This is a genomic window from Bacillus sp. NH11B (assembly GCF_001884205.1).
GTDB lineage: Bacteria > Bacillota > Bacilli > Bacillales > Bacillaceae_G > Bacillus_A > Bacillus_A proteolyticus.
In genome coordinates this window covers 106,161-125,546 of record NZ_MAOG01000101.1, presented here as the reverse complement: position 1 = coordinate 125,546, position 19,386 = coordinate 106,161, and the positions used below count along the sequence as shown (strand labels likewise).

Annotated in this window: 15 protein-coding genes, 5 pseudogenes and 2 other annotated features (1 of these 22 cut by a window edge); of the genes and pseudogenes, 2 read left to right on the top strand and 18 right to left on the bottom strand. The window is 34.6% G+C overall.

Annotated features, from left to right (window positions below; translation table 11 throughout):
• Positions 1 to 35: 35 nt before the first annotated feature.
• The 4 genes from BAU27_RS15245 to BAU27_RS15225 form a co-directional block, all read right to left on the bottom strand.
• Complete coding sequence (locus tag BAU27_RS15245; RefSeq protein ID WP_071771343.1) at positions 36 to 746, bottom strand: aspartate/glutamate racemase family protein; 711 nt, start codon at positions 744 to 746, stop codon at positions 36 to 38.
• Positions 747 to 908: 162 nt separating this feature from the next.
• A complete protein-coding gene (locus BAU27_RS15240) occupies positions 909 to 2,108 on the bottom strand; it encodes an iron-containing alcohol dehydrogenase (protein ID WP_071771342.1) in 1,200 nt (399 codons plus the stop codon).
• Positions 2,109 to 2,163: 55 nt separating this feature from the next.
• Positions 2,164 to 3,603, bottom strand: a complete 1,440-nt coding sequence (locus BAU27_RS15235; protein ID WP_071771341.1) for a GntP family permease — start codon at positions 3,601 to 3,603, stop codon at positions 2,164 to 2,166.
• 370 nt (positions 3,604 to 3,973) lie between these two features.
• Positions 3,974 to 4,639 carry an HAD family hydrolase gene (locus tag BAU27_RS15225; RefSeq protein WP_071771339.1) on the bottom strand — a complete coding sequence of 222 codons (666 nt, stop codon included), beginning with the start codon at positions 4,637 to 4,639 and terminating at the stop codon, positions 3,974 to 3,976.
• Positions 4,640 to 4,830: 191 nt separating this feature from the next.
• Here BAU27_RS15225 and BAU27_RS15220 point away from each other — a divergent pair, with 191 nt between their 5' ends.
• Together BAU27_RS15220 and BAU27_RS15215 are read left to right on the top strand one after the other, a co-directional pair.
• Complete coding sequence (locus BAU27_RS15220) at positions 4,831 to 5,628, top strand: lipid II flippase Amj family protein (RefSeq protein ID WP_071771338.1); 798 nt, start codon at positions 4,831 to 4,833, stop codon at positions 5,626 to 5,628.
• A gap of 24 nt (positions 5,629 to 5,652) precedes the next feature.
• A complete protein-coding gene (locus tag BAU27_RS15215; RefSeq protein ID WP_071771337.1) occupies positions 5,653 to 6,228 on the top strand; it encodes a nucleotidyltransferase family protein in 576 nt (191 codons plus the stop codon).
• A 37-nt stretch (positions 6,229 to 6,265) separates the two neighbouring features.
• On the opposite strand, the gene BAU27_RS15210 is transcribed toward BAU27_RS15215, so the two are convergent.
• From BAU27_RS15210 to aspS, 14 genes and pseudogenes are all read right to left on the bottom strand, one after another.
• A complete protein-coding gene (locus BAU27_RS15210) occupies positions 6,266 to 7,180 on the bottom strand; it encodes an alpha/beta fold hydrolase (protein ID WP_071771336.1) in 915 nt (304 codons plus the stop codon).
• A 36-nt stretch (positions 7,181 to 7,216) separates the two neighbouring features.
• Positions 7,217 to 8,557 carry a sodium-dependent transporter gene (locus BAU27_RS15205; protein WP_071771335.1) on the bottom strand — a complete coding sequence of 447 codons (1,341 nt, stop codon included), beginning with the start codon at positions 8,555 to 8,557 and terminating at the stop codon, positions 7,217 to 7,219.
• Positions 8,558 to 8,674: 117 nt separating this feature from the next.
• Positions 8,675 to 8,924: a binding site (T-box leader), on the bottom strand.
• A gap of 131 nt (positions 8,925 to 9,055) precedes the next feature.
• A pseudogene (locus BAU27_RS33560) lies at positions 9,056 to 9,154 on the bottom strand (PepSY domain-containing protein); the annotation flags it as partial.
• Positions 9,153 to 9,536 (bottom strand): immunity 22 family protein, encoded by a 384-nt coding sequence (locus tag BAU27_RS15200; protein WP_071745228.1) that lies wholly within the window; start codon positions 9,534 to 9,536, stop codon positions 9,153 to 9,155. The pseudogene BAU27_RS33560 and the gene BAU27_RS15200, both read right to left, overlap by 2 nt.
• Before the next feature lie 3 nt (positions 9,537 to 9,539).
• Positions 9,540 to 10,315 (bottom strand): annotated as a pseudogene (locus BAU27_RS15195) (WXG100 family type VII secretion target); the annotation flags it as partial.
• Between the two features lie 472 nt (positions 10,316 to 10,787).
• The gene (locus BAU27_RS15190; RefSeq protein ID WP_071771334.1) at positions 10,788 to 11,258 is read right to left on the bottom strand and encodes an SMI1/KNR4 family protein; all 471 of its coding nucleotides are present in this window, start codon (positions 11,256 to 11,258) and stop codon (positions 10,788 to 10,790) included.
• A gap of 24 nt (positions 11,259 to 11,282) precedes the next feature.
• A pseudogene (locus BAU27_RS15185) lies at positions 11,283 to 12,074 on the bottom strand (HNH endonuclease signature motif containing protein); the annotation flags it as partial.
• Positions 12,075 to 12,302: 228 nt separating this feature from the next.
• Positions 12,303 to 12,872 (bottom strand): SMI1/KNR4 family protein, encoded by a 570-nt coding sequence (locus BAU27_RS15180; protein WP_071771333.1) that lies wholly within the window; start codon positions 12,870 to 12,872, stop codon positions 12,303 to 12,305.
• Between the two features lie 2 nt (positions 12,873 to 12,874).
• A pseudogene (locus BAU27_RS32910) lies at positions 12,875 to 12,973 on the bottom strand (HNH endonuclease); the annotation flags it as partial.
• A gap of 44 nt (positions 12,974 to 13,017) precedes the next feature.
• A pseudogene (essC, locus tag BAU27_RS15170) lies at positions 13,018 to 15,642 on the bottom strand (type VII secretion protein EssC); the annotation flags it as partial.
• 31 nt (positions 15,643 to 15,673) lie between these two features.
• The gene (locus tag BAU27_RS15165; RefSeq protein WP_071771332.1) at positions 15,674 to 16,036 is read right to left on the bottom strand and encodes a ubiquitin family protein; all 363 of its coding nucleotides are present in this window, start codon (positions 16,034 to 16,036) and stop codon (positions 15,674 to 15,676) included.
• A gap of 27 nt (positions 16,037 to 16,063) precedes the next feature.
• Positions 16,064 to 16,837, bottom strand: a complete 774-nt coding sequence (locus tag BAU27_RS15160) for a hypothetical protein (protein ID WP_071771331.1) — start codon at positions 16,835 to 16,837, stop codon at positions 16,064 to 16,066.
• 11 nt (positions 16,838 to 16,848) lie between these two features.
• Positions 16,849 to 17,613 carry a vWA domain-containing protein gene (locus BAU27_RS15155; RefSeq protein WP_071745230.1) on the bottom strand — a complete coding sequence of 255 codons (765 nt, stop codon included), beginning with the start codon at positions 17,611 to 17,613 and terminating at the stop codon, positions 16,849 to 16,851.
• A 175-nt stretch (positions 17,614 to 17,788) separates the two neighbouring features.
• On the bottom strand, positions 17,789 to 19,087 hold the full coding sequence (gene aspS / locus BAU27_RS15150) for an aspartate--tRNA(Asn) ligase (protein WP_071745231.1): 1,299 nt from the start codon (positions 19,085 to 19,087) through the stop codon (positions 17,789 to 17,791).
• A 111-nt stretch (positions 19,088 to 19,198) separates the two neighbouring features.
• Positions 19,199 to 19,386, bottom strand: a binding site (T-box leader) (it continues 24 nt past the right edge of the window).

Below are 19,386 nucleotides of genomic sequence, written 5' to 3'. Positions count from 1 at the left end.
ATTTTCTGAACATTTTCCACTCACACGGTCATTGTTTACATAATAAAATTATCTTTACTTATTAAAGACATATTCACAGCTTCAATTGCGTGTATGCGCGCTGTATCAAATAAAGGAACTATTGAATCTTCCTGTTTTACTAATAGCCCTATTTCCGTACACCCTAATATTATGCCTTTTGCCCCTCTTTGCACTAAATCTTCCATTACACTTTTAAAATATTCTCTTGATTGTTGGTTTATTTTTCCTAAGCATAATTCGTTATATATTATTTTATTTACTGTCTCTCTATCTTCTTCTGTTGGTACGATTACTTTTATATCATTTTCTTCTATACGTAATTTATAGAAATCCTGCTCCATCGTGTATTTTGTCCCGAGTAGACCAACTGATTGAATTCCATGTTGTTTTATTTCCTTCGCTGTTGCATCAGCAATATGTAATATTGGGATGCTGATTCTATTTTTTATATGCTTAATAACTTTATGCATTGTATTTGTACAAACTATTATAAAATCAGCACCACCCTTCTCCAAAGAAGAAGCTGCATTTCCCAATACTTCTCCCGCTTTATCCCAATCCCCTTCAGATTGATATCGCTCAATTTCTTCAAAGTCAACACTGTAAAGTAGACATTTCGCTGAATGTAATCCACCTAATCTCATTTTTACTTCTTCATTTATCATTTTGTAATACTCAGTAGATGACTCCCAGCTCATTCCGCCAATAAGACCTATTAACTTCATATATTCTCCTTTTAAATAATATTTTCAAACACACAATTCATAATGTAATTTATACACAATAAATAACGTTTCATTACTATAATAAATCAAATCCCCATCCTAATATATGCGATCGAATGTATAGGAATATTATTCATTTCCACGGAAATAATTATAGAATATTCAGAAAACAACTCTTGTAGTAGACTCATATTGATAATCAAAACATTTGCGATACAATTCTTTTATTTCTTCATATGATGGAACTCTCGGGTTATTGCTTGGGCTACCACTTGCAATAGCATCTTTCGCCATTTTAGAAATAGCATTTTCAAATTCAACTTCCCCAATTCCGTATTCTCTTAAATTAGGAATACGAAGATCAAAGCAAAGTTTCTTAATTTCAGCAATCGTGTAGTTGGCTACTTCTTCTTCAGAATGAGAATATAAATCTTTGTTTAAGTTATGTCCTATGTCAGCTAACCTTCTTACTGCTTTCGCTTTTGTATATTCTAAAACTGTAGGTAATAGTATTGCATTCGATATTCCATGTGGTACATGGAATAATGCTCCCACTGGACGAGACATACCATGCACTAATGTAACAGATGCATTTGAAAAAGCAATCCCAGCTTGCAATGAAGCAATCATCATTGCTTCCCTTGCTTCCATATTATCTCCATCTTCATATGCGATACGTAAATATTTCATAATACTTTCAATAGCCGACAGAGCAAGAACATCTGTAAGAGGTTGTGAAACTTTAGAAAAATAAGCTTCAATTGCATGACATAATGCATCTATCCCTGTTGCTGCAGTAATATGAGGTGGTAACGAACGTGTTAAAATCGGGTCAATAATCGCTACTTGTGGAGTGAAACTCGGATGCTTTATCATCATTTTTACATCCGTTTTTTTATTCGTAATTACTACTACACTTGTTACTTCCGATCCAGTACCAGAAGTTGTTGGAATTGCGATAAGCGGTAGCGGATCTTTTTCTATTTCAACATCCTTTTGTACGTAATCTTCAATTTCCCCACCATTTGTATATAACACTGCAATTGCTTTCGCAACATCAATACAACTTCCTCCGCCGATACCGATAATAAAATCACATTTCCCTTCTTTACAAATAGATAAAGCTTCTAATACGTGTATATTTGTAGGCTCAGCGTTCACTTTATTGTATGTACTAACAGTAATCCCTTTCGCATTTAATTGCGTAATACAACTTTCAACATACCCTAATTTCTCCATAATTGTATCACTCACAATAAAAGCCCTTTTCCCTAACTTTTTTGATTGCTCCCCTAGTTTTTCAAGCGAATTTCTCCCATATAATACAGACTTCGGCATACGAAATTCAGCAACTTCTTGCAAGTACTCCACCCCTTCTTATCCTAATGAATATTTTCTTTTCGTATATTAACTCTTATTAATAGATTCCTGTTAAAGTATAGAACGTGATGACTCCAAATACAGCAACCGTTTTCAAAACTGTAATAGCAAAAATATCTTTATATGATTGCTTATGTGTTAATCCCGTTACCGTCAATATTGTAATAATTGCACCATTATGCGGCAATGTATCCATTCCACCTGACGCCATTGATACAATGCGGTGCATAACTTCTAATGGAATGTTATATTGCGTTGCTGCAGCAATAAATTTATCCCCCATCGCACTTAACACAATTCCCATTCCTCCTGATGCTGAACCTGTAATTCCAGCTAAAATATTCGTCGTTACTGCCCCATTTACTAATGGGTTAGTAAACGTTGCAGAGATGCCATCTCTCATTATCGCAAAGCCAGGAAGTGCGGCAATAACACCACCAAACCCAAACTCAGCTCCTGTATTCATTGTTGCAAGTAGCGCTCCACCAATACTTGTATTCAAACCAGCTTGAAATCCAGTTACTACCCGTTTCCAATATAATAAAAGTGTTGATAGAATCCCTATAATAAGTGCCAATTCTACAGACCAAATTCCAACTACTGCACTTAATTCAACCTTTCCAAATGCTTTCATACCAATAGCTGAGAAATCAAAGCCATTCGGATACCACTTCGGTATCATGATTGTGAAAACTTTATTCATTACACCTACTAAAATAAGTGGTACAAACGCAATCACCTGTTGCACTCTTGTGATTTCAATACCGCTTAGTATCGGCATATCTTTTTGTTCTAATTGTAAAGATGCTGCCATTTCAGAATTTCCATCGTTAAAACCAAAATACCCTTCTCCTGCGGCTTTTGCCTTCTTACGTCTACTTTCTAAATATAGTAAACCTAATGTAAGAACAAAAATTGCCCCTACAATACCAAGTATCGGCGCAGCATAAATGTCCGTTTTAAAAAAGGTTGTAGGTATTACGTTTTGAATTTGTGGTGATCCAGGTAGCGCATCCATTGTAAACGTTACTGCTCCAAGAACAATCGTTCCAGGGATTAGACGCTTCGGAATATCCGCTTGTCGAAACAACTTATCCGCAAACGGAAATATAGCGAACACCACTACATATACGCTAACACCGCTATACGTTAAAATAGCCCCCATTAGAACAATCGCTAAAATTGTACGTTTTTCTCCAACTAACTCTACAATGGTCTTTGCGATGGAATCAGCGATTCCTGACATTTCTACTACTTTTCCAAATATTGCTCCAAGTAAAAACACAGGGAAATATAATTTAATAAATCCTACCATTTTCTCCATGAAAATATTTGAAAAGAAAGGTAATACAAAACTAGGCTCTGTCAAAAATACCGCAAATAATGCAAAAATCGGTGCGAATAATATTACAGAAAATCCTTTATATGCTACAAACATGAGTAAACTAAGTGCTAATAATATAATAACTAGCTCCAATTATAACCCTCCTTTTAAACTGAAAATTCAATCTTTTAACAACAGACTTTTACCGGGATTTCAAACCCTTTTATTTCATGACATTCCTCCTCTTTTTATCCCGCTATTTGCGGGCAGTAACACTCCCACCTTAAAATTCAGCAAATGCGCGGAAGCTAGGCGGGATATCAACTGCCCGTAAAATCCCGATTGATGCGGGCTGATAATTTGTGGAGGATGGAAAAAGCCTCCACTGATCAAAGTTTCACTTTATTACAAATTTTTCATGCTAAAATTGTCTAATTATAGTATTCGATTACATATGTAAAATCCCTTTAAACAAAAACGATTTCATCGTCATATGTTATAAAAGGATTTCTAGGTTCTATTTCTATAGTTTTATCGTACTATTCTCTATACAAAAGCTTTGTAACTCTTCGACATCTTTCACTATATGAATCGCCCCAGCATCACTCAATTCAATCTCACTACCATATCCATACAATACACCTATTGAAGCAATTCCGTTACTGTTCGCACCGATTACATCATGCTTTCTATCACCAATCATCACCATTTCTTCTTTTTTAAGTTCTTCATTTGTTTGTAAAATATGAGCAATTATTTCTTCCTTTTTTATTCTTGTCCCATCTAAATTACTCCCTACAATCTCTTCAAAAAAAGTTGTTAACTGAAAGTGCTCTATTACTTGTTTCGCAAATACAGTAGGTTTTGATGTCGCTACAAACAAACGATTGCCAGCATCCTTTAATTCTTGCAATAGAGTTGTAATTCCATCGTATACTTTATTCTCTAATAAACCACTTTGCTTTAAATATTCCCGAAAGTAAAACACTGCTCGTTCTACTTCTATTTCGTTCATATTATATCTATCTACAAAAGATTGTTGTATTGGTGGGCCGATAAATGAATCTAACTCGCTTATATATACTTCTTCAATCCCGATTTTTTCTAACGCGTATAGAACAGAATTTATAATCCCTTCTTTCGGATCCGTTAATGTTCCATCTAAGTCAAATAGAAATGTTTTATACATATTTAATTCCCCCACTGATTTTATATGTACCCCATTAAAGCCATTCTCCTACTTACCCCTTTACTATACTATCACCATTTAACTTTTCAGAAAATTACTTTTTCTAACCCTTATACTTTCAGTTACAAAATCACAAAAGATATGATAAAGTGAAAAAGTTATACTTAATTTAATAGAAACTGGTGAATCAAATGTCAATTACATTAATTTTTATAATGACTTTCACAATTGTTATCCACGCAGTTGAAACTAGCTCTTATAGTATTCGATTAGCTGGTGTACGTTTAAAAAAGATTGCCGTTGCCTTATCCGTCGTAGGAATGGTACTGCTTATTTCAAGAACATCTAACTTACTACAAGCCTTTTTAATCGGTGGTATTGTCGATGAAGCAAAACTAGATTCTTCTATTAATTTAGAGCATATTATACGGCTCGTTCTATTATCTGCTTCTGTCGGTACTTTGCTCGCGATTATACTCTATCCAACTTTGACAAAGCTATTTGGATACGTCATTCAAAACTTTGAAACAGATGGTTCATTCATTCGAATGATGAAGACGAATAACATTCAAAAATTAAAGTACACAAAAAAATATGTACGCTTCCCTAAATTCGAAATGATTCATCGAATGAGGATCGGTGGTATCCCAAAGCGTATTATGCTTATTAACATGTTTGCTACTGCAATTTATACAGCGGGGGTACTTTCAGCCCTTTACGCTTCCTTTTTAAACCCAGATTACGCAACAAATGCAAGTACAGCTTCTGGTCTAGTTAATGGTTTTGCTACCATTTTATTAACAGTGCTACTCGATCCACGCATTGCTCTTTTAACAGAACGAGCTTTACAATCAGAAAAGGGTGCTGAAGCAATGAGTAAAATGTATGGTTGGCTAATGATTTCTAGACTTCTCGGCACCTTATTAGCACAATTTTTATTTGTACCAGGTGCTTACTGGATTTTATGGATTATTGAGCTGATGCATTAATCTACAAGGAAGGTGTATTTATCAATGAATATAAAAACAAAGCAAGATTTAATTCACTTAATAGAAAACGACGAATGGATGATGAATGTATTACAAATGGCAAAATCACTAGAGCTACCTGATTGGTGGGTTTGCGCTGGATTTGTCCGTTCTAAAATTTGGGATACTTTACATAACTACGAAGTACGAACAGCTACACCCGACGTCGATGTCATTTATTTTGATCCATTACATAAAGATGAGGTATACGAACAATCATTAGAACAGAGGCTGACGAAGATGGATGCCTCTATCCCTTGGTCAGTAAAAAATCAAACTCGCATGCATGTAGTGAATGGAATGCTGCCATACTCTTCTTCTGTTGATGCTATTTCTAAATTTCCTGAAACAGCAACCGCTCTTGGTGTTTCTTTGGACGAACAAAACAAAGTCATACTAACATCCCCGTGCGGAATAGAAGATTTACTTTCATTACAAGTGAAACCTACACCTCATTTTCTTGAAACGAAAGAACGAATACATATGTATAAAAATAGGGTTAATAAAAAGAATTGGCAAAGCAAATGGCCTAACATTACAATCACTTATCCTGAAATTTAAAAAGGGTGCTTCTCATTATTAGAAGCACCTTTCTTTTTTATTTTAAAAAATGAATGACTGTTTCAGCAAATCGATCTGCTACCTCGTAATGGGGTGTATGACCACTTTCTTCGAATATGATATGCTTTCCATTTAGAGAATCTCGATTGAATATTTCAATTTGCTTTTCACACGTTACTACATCATATTTTCCTACTATTAATAACATTGGATTCTGTACATCTTTTATTTTAGATAATAATGACGTATGACATGCTCCCTCTGATTTTAATCTATCGAAATGGATTTTGGAACGATTCGAAAATTGTTTCCACTCTTCGTCACTATATAAGCTATCGTCTGTCTCATCTTCCTTATAATTGTAAATTTCCATTCTTTTTTCATCTAATTCATCACTTAACCTTATATATGCATCTAGTAACTCTTCCGAATTAGCATTACTAGATGAATAAGTTAGGCACTCTTCTGCTGCCGCTTCTTTTCCATACTTTTTTAATAACGTTCCTGTCTTTTGTAACAAAGCCCTACTTGTTAATGCAAAATCGAAAGTTGGCCCTTCAAAAATTATTTTCTCTATTGAACTTGGATATATCAACGCATATAACAATGCTAAATATCCACCGAAGGAATGTCCAATTACAGACCATTTCTCAATTTGTAATACTTTTTTTAGTTCCTCACAGTCTTCAATCAAATCATTTAATCCAAAAGCTTCGTCCTCATTAATTTCTTCTGAGCGACAAACACCTCTTTGATCTATCATAATTACATATAAAGAATCTTTTAAACGTTCCGCTTGATGAAATGAAAAATCATAGCAGCTTTCTCCTGGTCCACCATGCAAGTATAGGACTGGTTTATTTTTAGGGCTTCCATGCGTTTCAACGTATAACTTTTTCCCTTTAATATTCATATACTTCCCTGCTTTTATCAAATTCGCTTTTATAATCATCACCTTCTTTTTTACTGAATATTATAACATTTAATGTTAAATAATTCCTATTACATTTAAAAAGACGATGATTATTGCAAGTGGCGCTACAAATCGAAGTAAAAATGCCCAACAAGTAAATACTTTCTTTCCGTAATTTCCACCCACAAAAAATTCTGCTTCTAACACTTTCTTTTCCATTTTGAATGATACGAAAATACTAATAAATAGCGCTCCGAGCGGCATTAAAATATTACTAGATAAGAAGTCTACTGCATCAAAAATATTCTTCCCAAAAATCGTAATATCACTCCATACTCCAAATGATAACGCAGATGGTATACCCACTAAGAAAATACAGAAACCAATGATCCATGATAGTTTTGTTCTTCTTTCTTGTTCACCATTTGCTAATGCTGAAACAACCGTCTCTAGTAGAGAAAATGCCGAGGTTAATGTCGCAAATGTAAATAGCGCAAGAAATACCGTTAAGAACAATCCTCCGAATGGAATTTGGCTAAATACAGATGGCAATACAATAAATAGTAAGCCTGGCCCCTCTGTCGGCTCCATTCCTAATGAAAATACTGCTGGAAATATAGCAAGGCCTGCAAATAAAGATACGAATAAATTCAATCCAACAATCGTAACCGCTGATTTTGGTAAACTTTCTTTTTTATTTAAATAGGAACTATATGTAACCATAATTGATATTCCGATACTAATCGCAAAGAATGATTGGCCCATGGCGAACAAAATACTTTCTGAAGTAATCTTTGAGAAATCTGGTTGTAAGAAAAACTTCACACCTTGCATTGCATTATCCAGTGTTAATGAACGAATAATAAGGGCGACAAATAAAACGAACAATGCTGGTAGCATATATTTACTTGCTTTTTCAATTCCGTTTTGTACACCTTTTGATACAACCCATATCGTAATGAACATAAAAGCGAAATGTCCAGTAATAGCCCAAACCGGATTTCCAATTGTTTCAGTAAATAACGAACCGTAATTTTGTCCCGGAGTAATAAGTTGTCCAGTTACTCCTCTGAATAAATAAATTAGTACCCATCCACCTACAACACTATAAAATGAAAGTAATATAAAACAAGTCCCAACCCCAAGACGCCCAATCCAGTGCCATCCTGTATTTGGTGCGATACTTTTAAATGCTCCAACTGCTTGTTTCTGTGTACTGCGTCCAATCATAAATTCAGCTATTAATAGCGGGAGACCAATTAATACAGTAAATAATATAAAGATTAAAAAGAATGCTCCTCCCCCGCTCTTTCCAGCAATATAAGGAAACTTCCATATTGCGCCAAGTCCAATTGCTGATCCTGCTGCTGCCATAATAAAACCTAATTTCGAAGTCCATTGCTCCGTCTGTTTCATCTTATTTTCCTCCTTATTAAATCTTTTTATATAAATAAATAAATTTTATATACCTATCCGAATAAACCCTCCATTTCTTTTTCTATAAAATAAAAAATGGCCCAGCATCTCTTTATATAAAGAGACGCTAAGCCATTTACTTAACGCGGTACCACCCTTATTGATTCCATTATGAATCCACCTTAGTAGTAATCGTTTGATTACAAACCTAATATCGAAGGTTAACCGTTAAGATTTACTAAGAAATGTGATTCCGTTCCACCTTACTGCTCCTAGGCGAGTTCAGGATGTCATTTGACTATGTCGCACCAACCCATAGCTCTCTGCACAAATACATGACCTTACTACTCCTATTCAACACATTTTAATATTTAGAATATATTTTCTTTTGAAATTAATATGAAGTATATCGATTATATTAGTAACTGTCAAGGTATATATTAATTTTTTTGTCGAAAAGAATGTTCCATTGTAACTTTGTACAATAGAGCAATGTTATTAATCATCTAGATCATCATGATCCATATCGTCTTCATCTTGGTCATCATCATCTTCATTTTTTATTAATTCAAATTCCTTTTCTACTATATTCGCATTAATCTATATATTTTGCCGTACCAATGAAATCCAACTTGTAGGTAGTCTTATCTACGAAGTTAACAATTTTACCTTCTTTATTATAATCATAATTATAAATTAAAATGATGGTATTGTATTTAGACTTTAACTTAATGTTATTGTACTGTTGTATTAATTGATTATCATATGAAAAATCTGCTAACAGCTTTTCTATGTCATCTTCAGCATCAGAAATCCAATCTTTTTCAACTAAGTCCCTATCATAATAACCTAATTTAAAATCTTTCTCAAAAATAGAGGGAATACTATCTCCATCTTCATTATATTTTATTTCAGTGTACGTTTCGAGTTCATCAAAATCACTAAAGCATCCTAACCATAAAGAAACATCGTTTTTCATTTTTCACCTCCTCAAACCTTCTGGTAAATCCATAATGCCATTTTTATTCTATTTTCAGCCCACTCATTAGGCCTTTTAACAAAAATTTCATAGTCAGAAGCAGAATCAATAATCTTTAACATTTCATTATGTGCTTTTGTCGAGCCTCTTCTTCCATGACGATCAGGTGGATTTACAAATTCAACATCTTTAGTCAGAGACCTCATTTCTTTAATATCATCCATACTAATTCCCCATTGCTTAAATTTAGGAGTTCTTGCTACAAGATGCCACTCGTGGTATCCTCCTGGGCGTCTAATCCTATCTTCTATTTTACTTCTCAACTGAGGATTATTCCACATTTCCTCAAATTCTTTTACTGATAGATTATCAAACCATTTATTAAACTCATTGTTTCTTACTGATGGAATTCTCACATCACTTAAATGCTTACTATTCCCACTAGTACTCTTACTACCTTCACCCTTCCCCTTAACAACCTTACTCTCCATATACTGATAAGCCTCTTTCAGAGAATACTGTCCTCCTCCTGAGACCTTTCCTACTCCAGCCATGGCAAAGCCTTTTCCCTCGCCTGGGATCCATTTGTACTCCAGTAATGTTTTTACTGCGTGTTGGATCTTTTCATTCCCCTGCAAGAAGGTTGTTTTTACGGTTGTGGCACCTTTGTTCCATAGACTTCCGATTTTATCGGCAAATCCCTTTGCTGTGGAGGCTACAAAGTTTACACCCTCTTTTACTTTGTGACTGGCTGTTTTTATGCCATCGACAGCTGCTTTTTAGTAGATATTTTTTATTTTCTCAATCTAACAAAATATTAACTTTTTTATTATATCTTATTTTTATACTAAGACGAAAAAAGCACTTGTTGCCTTTCAGAGACAATCAAGTGCTTCAAGTTCATATGTTTTTAAGTAGCATAAATTTGTAAATCCTGCAGTAAAAGTATGACACCTTTTACATGTCATAAAAACTACTACGTTAAAACTTACGAGTTTGTACGAGTTCATTAGTTTCATATACAATCCATGGTTTATATTCATCGTCAAATAAAATGCTATCTCACCTAAGCTTTTACTTTATTTTCTATTCTATCATTGCACACAGTACTCCATGATGGTACAACCATCATGGAGTACTTACTTTTTAACAGCTTATTCATTCTTTTTCTTCACTTTTCTTATACGTCTTTAACTTTAATACCAAATATTAAGTCTTGTTATATTACTTACAAAGTCATTGTACCAAGTTTTATTGTAGTACCTCTAAAAACTCAGTAAAGTTATCTACTATTTTATAAAACACTGGTTCAAACTCTCCTGACTCTTCATGAGACCATACACACACCGATGGATTCTCTTTATTTTCTCTAAAATCCAAGCATACAAAATCCCCTGCAAATATACTAGCTATTGGTAATACCTCTGCACCTAATAAATCTTCATTATCAGTTAATCTTTCCTCTATCTGTGAAAATACAACATCAATATCATAGATCCCTTTAGGGTTATTTTCAATGTCATCCAGCATACATAAAAACCTTTCTATCGCATAACTACGATTATCACATACAAATGTAGCTTCTTCAACTTCTGCACCATTATACACTTTAAAAAAATCCAAAAATGAACCTGGTAGTTTTAATCTCCAAAAATTTTCATGTTTTTTTATTAACTCTTCTGAAGGTAATGGTTTTACAATAGTATCCTGTTTTATTTTCATGTTTTTACCTCTTTCTTTAGTTTACTATCTAGGAGCATCGGCCCACATTCCGGCCGACCTTCCACCATTGTGAATCGTAATATTGTGTATTCCAAAAGGAACCAACTCCATTTTACCCGGTACTTCAGTATGATGCCATGTCATACCTTCCGGTCGTCCACCTATTGCATTATCGAGCCATTTAAATTGCTCTTCGTCTGACATTAACCATAGCCTCTCTGGAAGTTGCTTTGTCTCTACAACAAGCCCAGCACTCTTAAAATCGGCAAATCCGTATCTCATTCCATCAGCTTTAATAACCTTCACATCAGGAACCAAACCATCTGCAACTGCTTTTTCCTTAATCATTCTTTTTTGACGAGCAGTTAAATTAGCTCCACCGTGAAGTGACTTATTCCATGACCACGTTTTATTTGAGATAATTTTTTCACTGTACAACTTTACATAATCATTAATAACATCATCAAATTTCTTAGTCCCATTTATAAATTCATCTATATTATTTAAATTAGCCTCATTGACTATCTTACTGGAATTACCCGTCCCCTTAACAACCTTACTCTCCATATACTGATAAGCCTCTTTCAGAGAATACTGTCCTCCTCCTGAGACCTTTCCTACTCCAGCCATGGCGAAGCCTTTTCCCTCGCCTGGGATCCATTTGTACTCCAGTAATGTTTTTACTGCGTGCTGAATCTTTTCATTCCCCTGCAAGAAGGTTGTTTTTACGGTTGTGGCACCTTTGTTCCATAGGCTTCCGATTTTGTCGGCAAATCCTTTTGCTGTGGAGGCTACAAAGTTTACGCCTTCTTTTACTTATTTGGTGGCTGTTTTTTACTAGATACTTTTATTTTCTCGATCTAACAAAATATAAACTTTTTCTTTAATATATTCCATTTCTATATTGAGACAAAAAAAGCACTTGTTTGCCTTCTAGTTGGCAAGCAAGCGCTTTAAGTATCGTAAATTTGTAAGTTTTTTAGTACCAGTTTAAAACCTTTTACATATCATTACTTAATATCCATTAACATTTTCTTTGTCTATTTAATCCATATTTTTAGACGCCGCATTTAAAAATGCATTTAATTTGTCACCTAAATTTAACTTAACATTACCCACAGTATTTTTTTCCGCTTCTATTTTTTTGAAATTATCAATGAAATTCCCAAAAGAATTAGACACTAAGAAAATATTTTCTCCTTCCATTTCATGAAACCAAATATAAATTTTATTATATTTATCACCTTCCATACCCATGCAAATTAAATCACCACCTGGTAAATCTGCAATTGGAAACGATCCATCTGGTAATATATTCTTGTAACTGTTTATTTTATCATCCAAGTTATTTTCGTCATTGTATAATCCATATATAGCATCTACTTCAAATTGATTTTGATTTATTATTTTTGGTAATTCTATTGAGGGAATAAATCGAACATTTCCCCTTATATAATCATTACCATAATACTTCAAATAAAAGACATAATCCTCTGAGAAATTTAAACTATATTTCTCTTCAAGTGTTTTTATCTCAACTTCATCCCAAACCTTCTCTATCTCTTTTAAATCAAAATCAATTATTTCATCTAATTTCATTTTCAATTTTTCCATTTTTAATATCCTCCTCTTAAATCAGATGCTGAACCAATATGTGGAACATTTTTATGCAAATCAGTTGGGATTAGCTCAATTACAGAACCCGACTTATGGTGCGGTGTAACACCTGCTTGCTTTAGTAATTTCTTTGCAGCATTTTATGAGGTAAATCTTTAAAATCTAAGAACATACGACCAAAATCAATAATATAAAAATTCACTTCTTCTGGTGTGTGAGATACAGCTAAGGACATAATAATGGTTTGCAGCATCGTCGTTTTTCCTGTACCTGGCATACCATATATATTTAAATGCCCTTCTTGTAAATCTAACTTCAGAGGAAATTGTGCTTGATTTGCAACATCATCAATTAATCCTACCGTTACTTGTAAATATTCTTTTGATTTATTCCACTCAGCAATTGTCCAATTTTCCATAGCATAAAATTCTTTTAACAATAACTTTTCTGGTAATGGATCCAGCCATGGTCCTGGTAATGCTTTAATATTTTCTTTTTCTGATATACTCTGTACATATTGAATAAAAGCTTGTAATTGCTTTGGACTATTTGTCATTGGTTTTGGGCGCTTTTTCATTTTTATTCTTTCACCCGAAAGCTTTACTTCTGTAAAGTCAACAATATCAAGAACTTTCTCTTCATCTGGATTATAAGGTGCTCCGCTCCATGCAGATTGGAATAATTCCAATACTTCATTGCTACCAACTTGGAGATACCCTCGTCCTGGTACATTGATTTTAGATGCATCTGGAATCTTTAGCATTTCACGACTATCCGCGTCATCTTGTACACGTAAACAAATTCGAAAACGCGAGTTACTCCAAATCTTGTCATTTACAACCCCAGAAGGTTTTTGAGTTGCTAATAATAAGTGAACCCCTAATGTTCTTCCGATGGCAGCGACACTAATTAGCTCGTCCATAAATTCTGGTTGTTCCTTTTTCATTTGAGCAAACTCATCAATAACAATAAACAAATGTGGTAAAGGTTCTTTTTCACGCCAGCTTGTTTCATAATATTCATCTAGATGCTGGACATTTCCAGCCTGAATGAATAACTTTTGTCTACGCTCTAATTCTGCCTTTAATGAAATTCTGGCACGCTCAATTAAGTTTGGATCTTCTAAGTTTGTAATAGATGCAATAATATGCGGTAATCCTGCAAATGTGTTTGACATTCCACCACCCTTATAATCGATAAGCATAAATGCCATCTCATGAGGATGATAGGTTGCTGCTAACGCCGCTATAATAGACTGAATCACTTCACTTTTCCCTGACCCTGTTGTACCAGCCATTAAACCGTGCGGACCATGCCCTTTTTTCTCTATCTTATCGTGAATATTTAGAAAAACAGGTTTACTTCCTTCTCTTACACCAATCGGGACTGGTAATGAAGTCGGATATCGATTTTCTTTCCATCTCTCGAGCACTTGTAACTCTTCCATGTTTTTAGCTTGAAGCAAGTCTAAAAATGTTAATACTTTCGGAATGTTGGCTGCTGTAGAACTTTTCATTCGAATTGGAGCAGTGCTTCGCGCTCCTAGTTCACATCGTTCGAATGAAAGTCGATCTACTTTAAAACTGGCACGCGTTGTCCCACTGTTTTCAGCTGAACTTGAAAAAGTTTCTACTAACTCACCATTTTCTCCATTTAAACTTATAATAAGATCACATTCCATCGGTAACCGTTCCCTTTGTTCCGCAAAAATAAATGTAGAGGCTCCTACACTTTCACCTTCTCTAAGTAACATCGGAGTTAAAGGATCATCCTCTAAAAATTCTCTCGCTGATAAGAAAAAGACATACATCGGAATTAAAGGAACTTTTGCATCCGCTTGCGCAGAAGAATTATAGATTCTGCGCATGTTAAGTGGGGTAAATAGTACTTCAGCTAGTTTCTGTGCATCTTGTTGATTTTCAGATAAAAAGCGCATACTTCTCTGTTCATCCCATACGTGAGGAAGCCACCTCATCCAATCCCACTGTTTTTTCTCCTTCTCATGATAAAAGGCTGCTATTTTCACTTCATTTGGTGCATGATGTGTCATAATTTGCGTCGTTACAATTCGAATAAAGTTTAGTCTATCTTCTTTATTTCCAACTACACCAATTACATCGTTTTTTTTCAAAGAAATTGAAATGTGTCCATTAGGTATCGTATTGAAATCCCTTTTCACATTTTGTGCTTCTGTAACTAATGGATTTTCTTCATAACCTTTCTGTTCAGGCACCTTCAATTCTACAAGGAATGGTCTTTCTCCTGTACCAATACGAATATCTAAAAAGTCTGGACTTTCAGGTGTTCTCTCCCATAAATTACTTTCCCGGTTTTCAATTCTTTGTACACTTTTTAATGGGCTTGGATTTTGTGTAATTAAATATTTTGCTTGTTCAACCTTTAACGTATCTAATTCCACTCGATGCTTTTGAATTTGCTCTAAGTATCTTGTTTGTAATTGTTCAACCATTTGACGATGTTCTTTCTTTTTACGGAAATGCCCCATCGTTGTAATTACATATGATCCCAACATTGGAATACTTGAAACCATCATTAATGGCATATAACTTGAATTCATCTTCATAAATTTCATCATTACAAAATATAATATCAATGTTAAAATCGTCATCATTGCTGGCAGTAACATTGTTTCAATTGAAAACTTCGGCTCCTCCGGTATATTCGGCGGATCATGAATAATAACATCCCCTGTTGGTATATCTACTTTCACACGCGGAGAGCGTTGAAAATACGGTGATTTTTGCACAAAACATTTCTCCTTCCCCATTCAAAAACTATTACTCAATGATTTTCCATACGTAATCTTCTCTACTTGAAGATATATCTGGTTTAACAGGTTCATTATAAACTTCTTCTGCCGGTTGCATTTCAAAAGAAGGGATAATTGCCCCTTTTTTATATAGCATTACATATTGTCCATCCCAAACATCATTATCGCGCAACGTTTCATCATTTCGAATAGAATGCCATTCTTCTTTATCTTTTGCGACTCTAATTTCATACATACCGCCCAATGCTTCGTCTATTTTTTCATGATGTAAAATTGCTTCAATAATTTGTATCACTTTTACATCATTAGGAATTGCAATATCAATTTCTTCATTTGATTGCTTTATGTATGTCACAATAATCTCTTCCACATTTATTCACCTTTTTCCATCGTGTTGTTACCAAGAAATATCTATAAATGAAATATCATCGCTTATCGGTGAGCACTGCGCCCTCTCTATTTCTTTTAAGACTTCCTCAAAGTTATACTGCTTAAGCGATACAAGTCCATCTGAATGAATAACTATCCGGTTTATTTCTTCTCTGGATAATGTCTTTGAAAATACCTCCAGTGCACCTCCAATAATGCCACGCTGTGTAGACCATCTTTTCTCTATATTTCTCTCAAACTTCACTACATTCGAACAATTCTTCTTATCTTGAAACAATTGTACAAATGAATCACCATGTACAACTATCGTTATTTGTACTTTGTCTTGATTTGGAATGAGCTCTATTTTCCCACCGATAAACATCGCTTCACTACCTTGTTTTCGCTTTTCTTCTAATACATCGCGAAGTAACCACGGTGTTTCTTCTGGCAATCGGAATGCACTCACTTCCTCTGAAGCTTCTTCTATCCAATTATTTAACTGTTCATCTAATAATGTAGGAATATCCTGTCCACTTTCTTGACACGTTTCAAACAAGTTTAATAACTTCATACCAAGAAACTCTGCAGCAATTTCACCGTGGAAAGACATCCCTACACCATCACATAAAACAAATATGAAACTAGTTCCATTATCTTGAAATACTAGGAAGTCCTGTCCACTCTCATTTAAATCCTGCGTTTCTTTTGCTCTGACATAGCTATATCGATAAGTAAAATGTTTGCTTTTCTTTTCTTGCAATACCGTTTCTCTCTCTTGCGATAGGATATATTTCACGATACTTCTCCCTCCTATCGAACCGGCGTTGCAGCAGACATTTGAAATCCAAGTGATACTAAATCCGCATTTGTACCAGGAAACATCATCACCGCACCATCTGCAATATGGAAACCATATTCAGTCATCATCTCACGATAGCTTTGAGGGATAGGCGATGAAAGTCTTTGCAACTTTGCACCATACTCATCTGTAATTTCTGTATTTGGCATAATCCCTTGCCACTTCTTTATGCTAGTAATTTGGTCTTGCATAATTTCATCTGAAATAAAAATGTTTTCAATTAGTACATTTCCATCAGGTACAGACATATCCATAATTCTTCGCACAATTAATTCTGGATCTTCACCAGTTGAAGCCCCATCTGTCATATGACAGACAACAGGAGCTGGTCCATCTTGTAAATTTGGTAATTCATTTTGTAATAACTTCTCTACTACAGAGAAAGCTTTTGCTGTATCAGTTAAGCGATGTGTTTGGATTTTTTCTAGCGGGCGCAGTCTTGCTACTTCGTCGATTGTTTTCACCCCACCCAATAAATCAAAAACATGATCACTATAGGCTAAAATAGACAATTTATACCTCGGGAGCAAACGACTACCTTTTGTTGAACGGAATACCATTTGGCGAATTGCTAAAGAAAGAGCATCCGTTACAATATCAATTCTTCTTTTTTCTTCTCCGCCTGCATCCATCATTTGATTCATTGATGCGCTTACATCCAGAAGATAGATTATATAAGCTGGTGTTTGTTGTGTTGCTTGAGTTTGATATAACATGTTTCATACCCTTCCATACATTATTATATGAACTATTTTTATATTCATATTTTATTATAACTTATGAATTTTCTTGATATAATTTACATATTTTCACACGAAAAAACCATTATCATTCCCTTTAACATATGTTGAAATGCACAAAACCCTTCTATAAAATAGAAGGGTTTTAATGTTATGGTATAAGACGTGTACAATCCCTCGGAAAAGCACTCGCTTCTCTTACATTCGATAATTCTAATAGCTTATACACAACTCGTTCTAATCCAATTCCAAAACCACCATGCGGGGGACAACCGTATCGGAATGTATTTACATAAGATTGAAATTTCTCTGGATGTAATCCTTTTTCTTTAAAAGATGCGAGCAACATGTCATAGTTATGAATTCGCTGTGCGCCTGACGTTATTTCCAACCCTTTATATAATAAGTCGAATGAATCAGTAATAGTTGGATTCTCTTTATTCGGCATCGTATACATCGGTCGCGATTCTTTCGGATAATGTGTAATGAATACTAATTCACTATTATACGTTTCTTTCACATATTTCCCTAGTAACTTTTCACCTTCTGTATCTAAATCCCCTATAGGAGATTCTTTTCGATACCTACTTTTCAAAACTTCTTGTGCTTCTGCCAATGTAATTTTAGGAATTTCTGCAATAACAGGTACTTCTTTTTGTAGTAGTTGTAATTCTTTTTCGCAGTTTTTTGACACTTGTTGAAACATATATCGTAAAATATCCGTTTCTAATTGCATCACTTCATGAAAATCATGAATAAATCCAAGCTCTACGTCTAACGATATATATTCATTCAAATGACGGGAAGAGTTGTGATGTTCCGCTCTGTAAACAGGTGCAATTTCAAAAACACGTTCAAGTCCTCCCGCTACCATCATTTGTTTATAAAACTGTGGTGATTGAGCTAAATAGGCTTCTTTTTGGAAATATGAAAGCTTAAAAACATTCGCTCCTCCTTCTGCCCCTTGCGAAACAATTTTCGGAGTAAATATACGTGTGAAATTGTTCTCTATCAGAAATTCACTAAAGCTCTGAACGAGTATGGATTTCACTTTAAATATCGCCGCGATTCGCTCATGTCTTAACGATAATACCCGCTCATTCAATAATTGATCTAGGCCAACTTGTAACTTTTTTTTATTTATTTCAAATGGGAGTGATTCTGCTCCATTTAGTACTTTCACTTCATGTGCAAGTACTTCAACACCTAATTCTGTTTTCGGTGTCTCTACTATTTCTCCAATTATTTGGACCACACTTTCAACATCAACTTTGTATCCGGCTAACTCGTTTTCTAATACACATTGAATAACACCCGTTCGGTCCCTTAATAATAAAAAACTAACATTCCCTAGATGACGAATTTTTTTTACCCATCCTTGTAGTAATACAGCCCTTCCTACATACTCCGTACATTCTCGTGTGAGTGAACGCTTCATTATTTGATCCATTACATTTCCCTCCATTAATTTTATTTTTATTTACGTTATTGTTATTGTTGTCGTCGTCATCATCCACGGTCACTCACCTCCTTTCAAAGAATACAAAAATCCGCCCCTATAAATAGGGACGGATTTTTCCGCGGTACCACCCAAATTGTCATAATGACCATCTTAGCCCTGATAACGGTAGGTACCGTTTGCTTTTACTAATTATCACGTTCAAAGCAACACTCACAAGTGTCTTTCCATCATGCGGTATCGCAATCTTCCCAGCAACCGATTGCTCTCTGTAGACCTTTGCATCATGT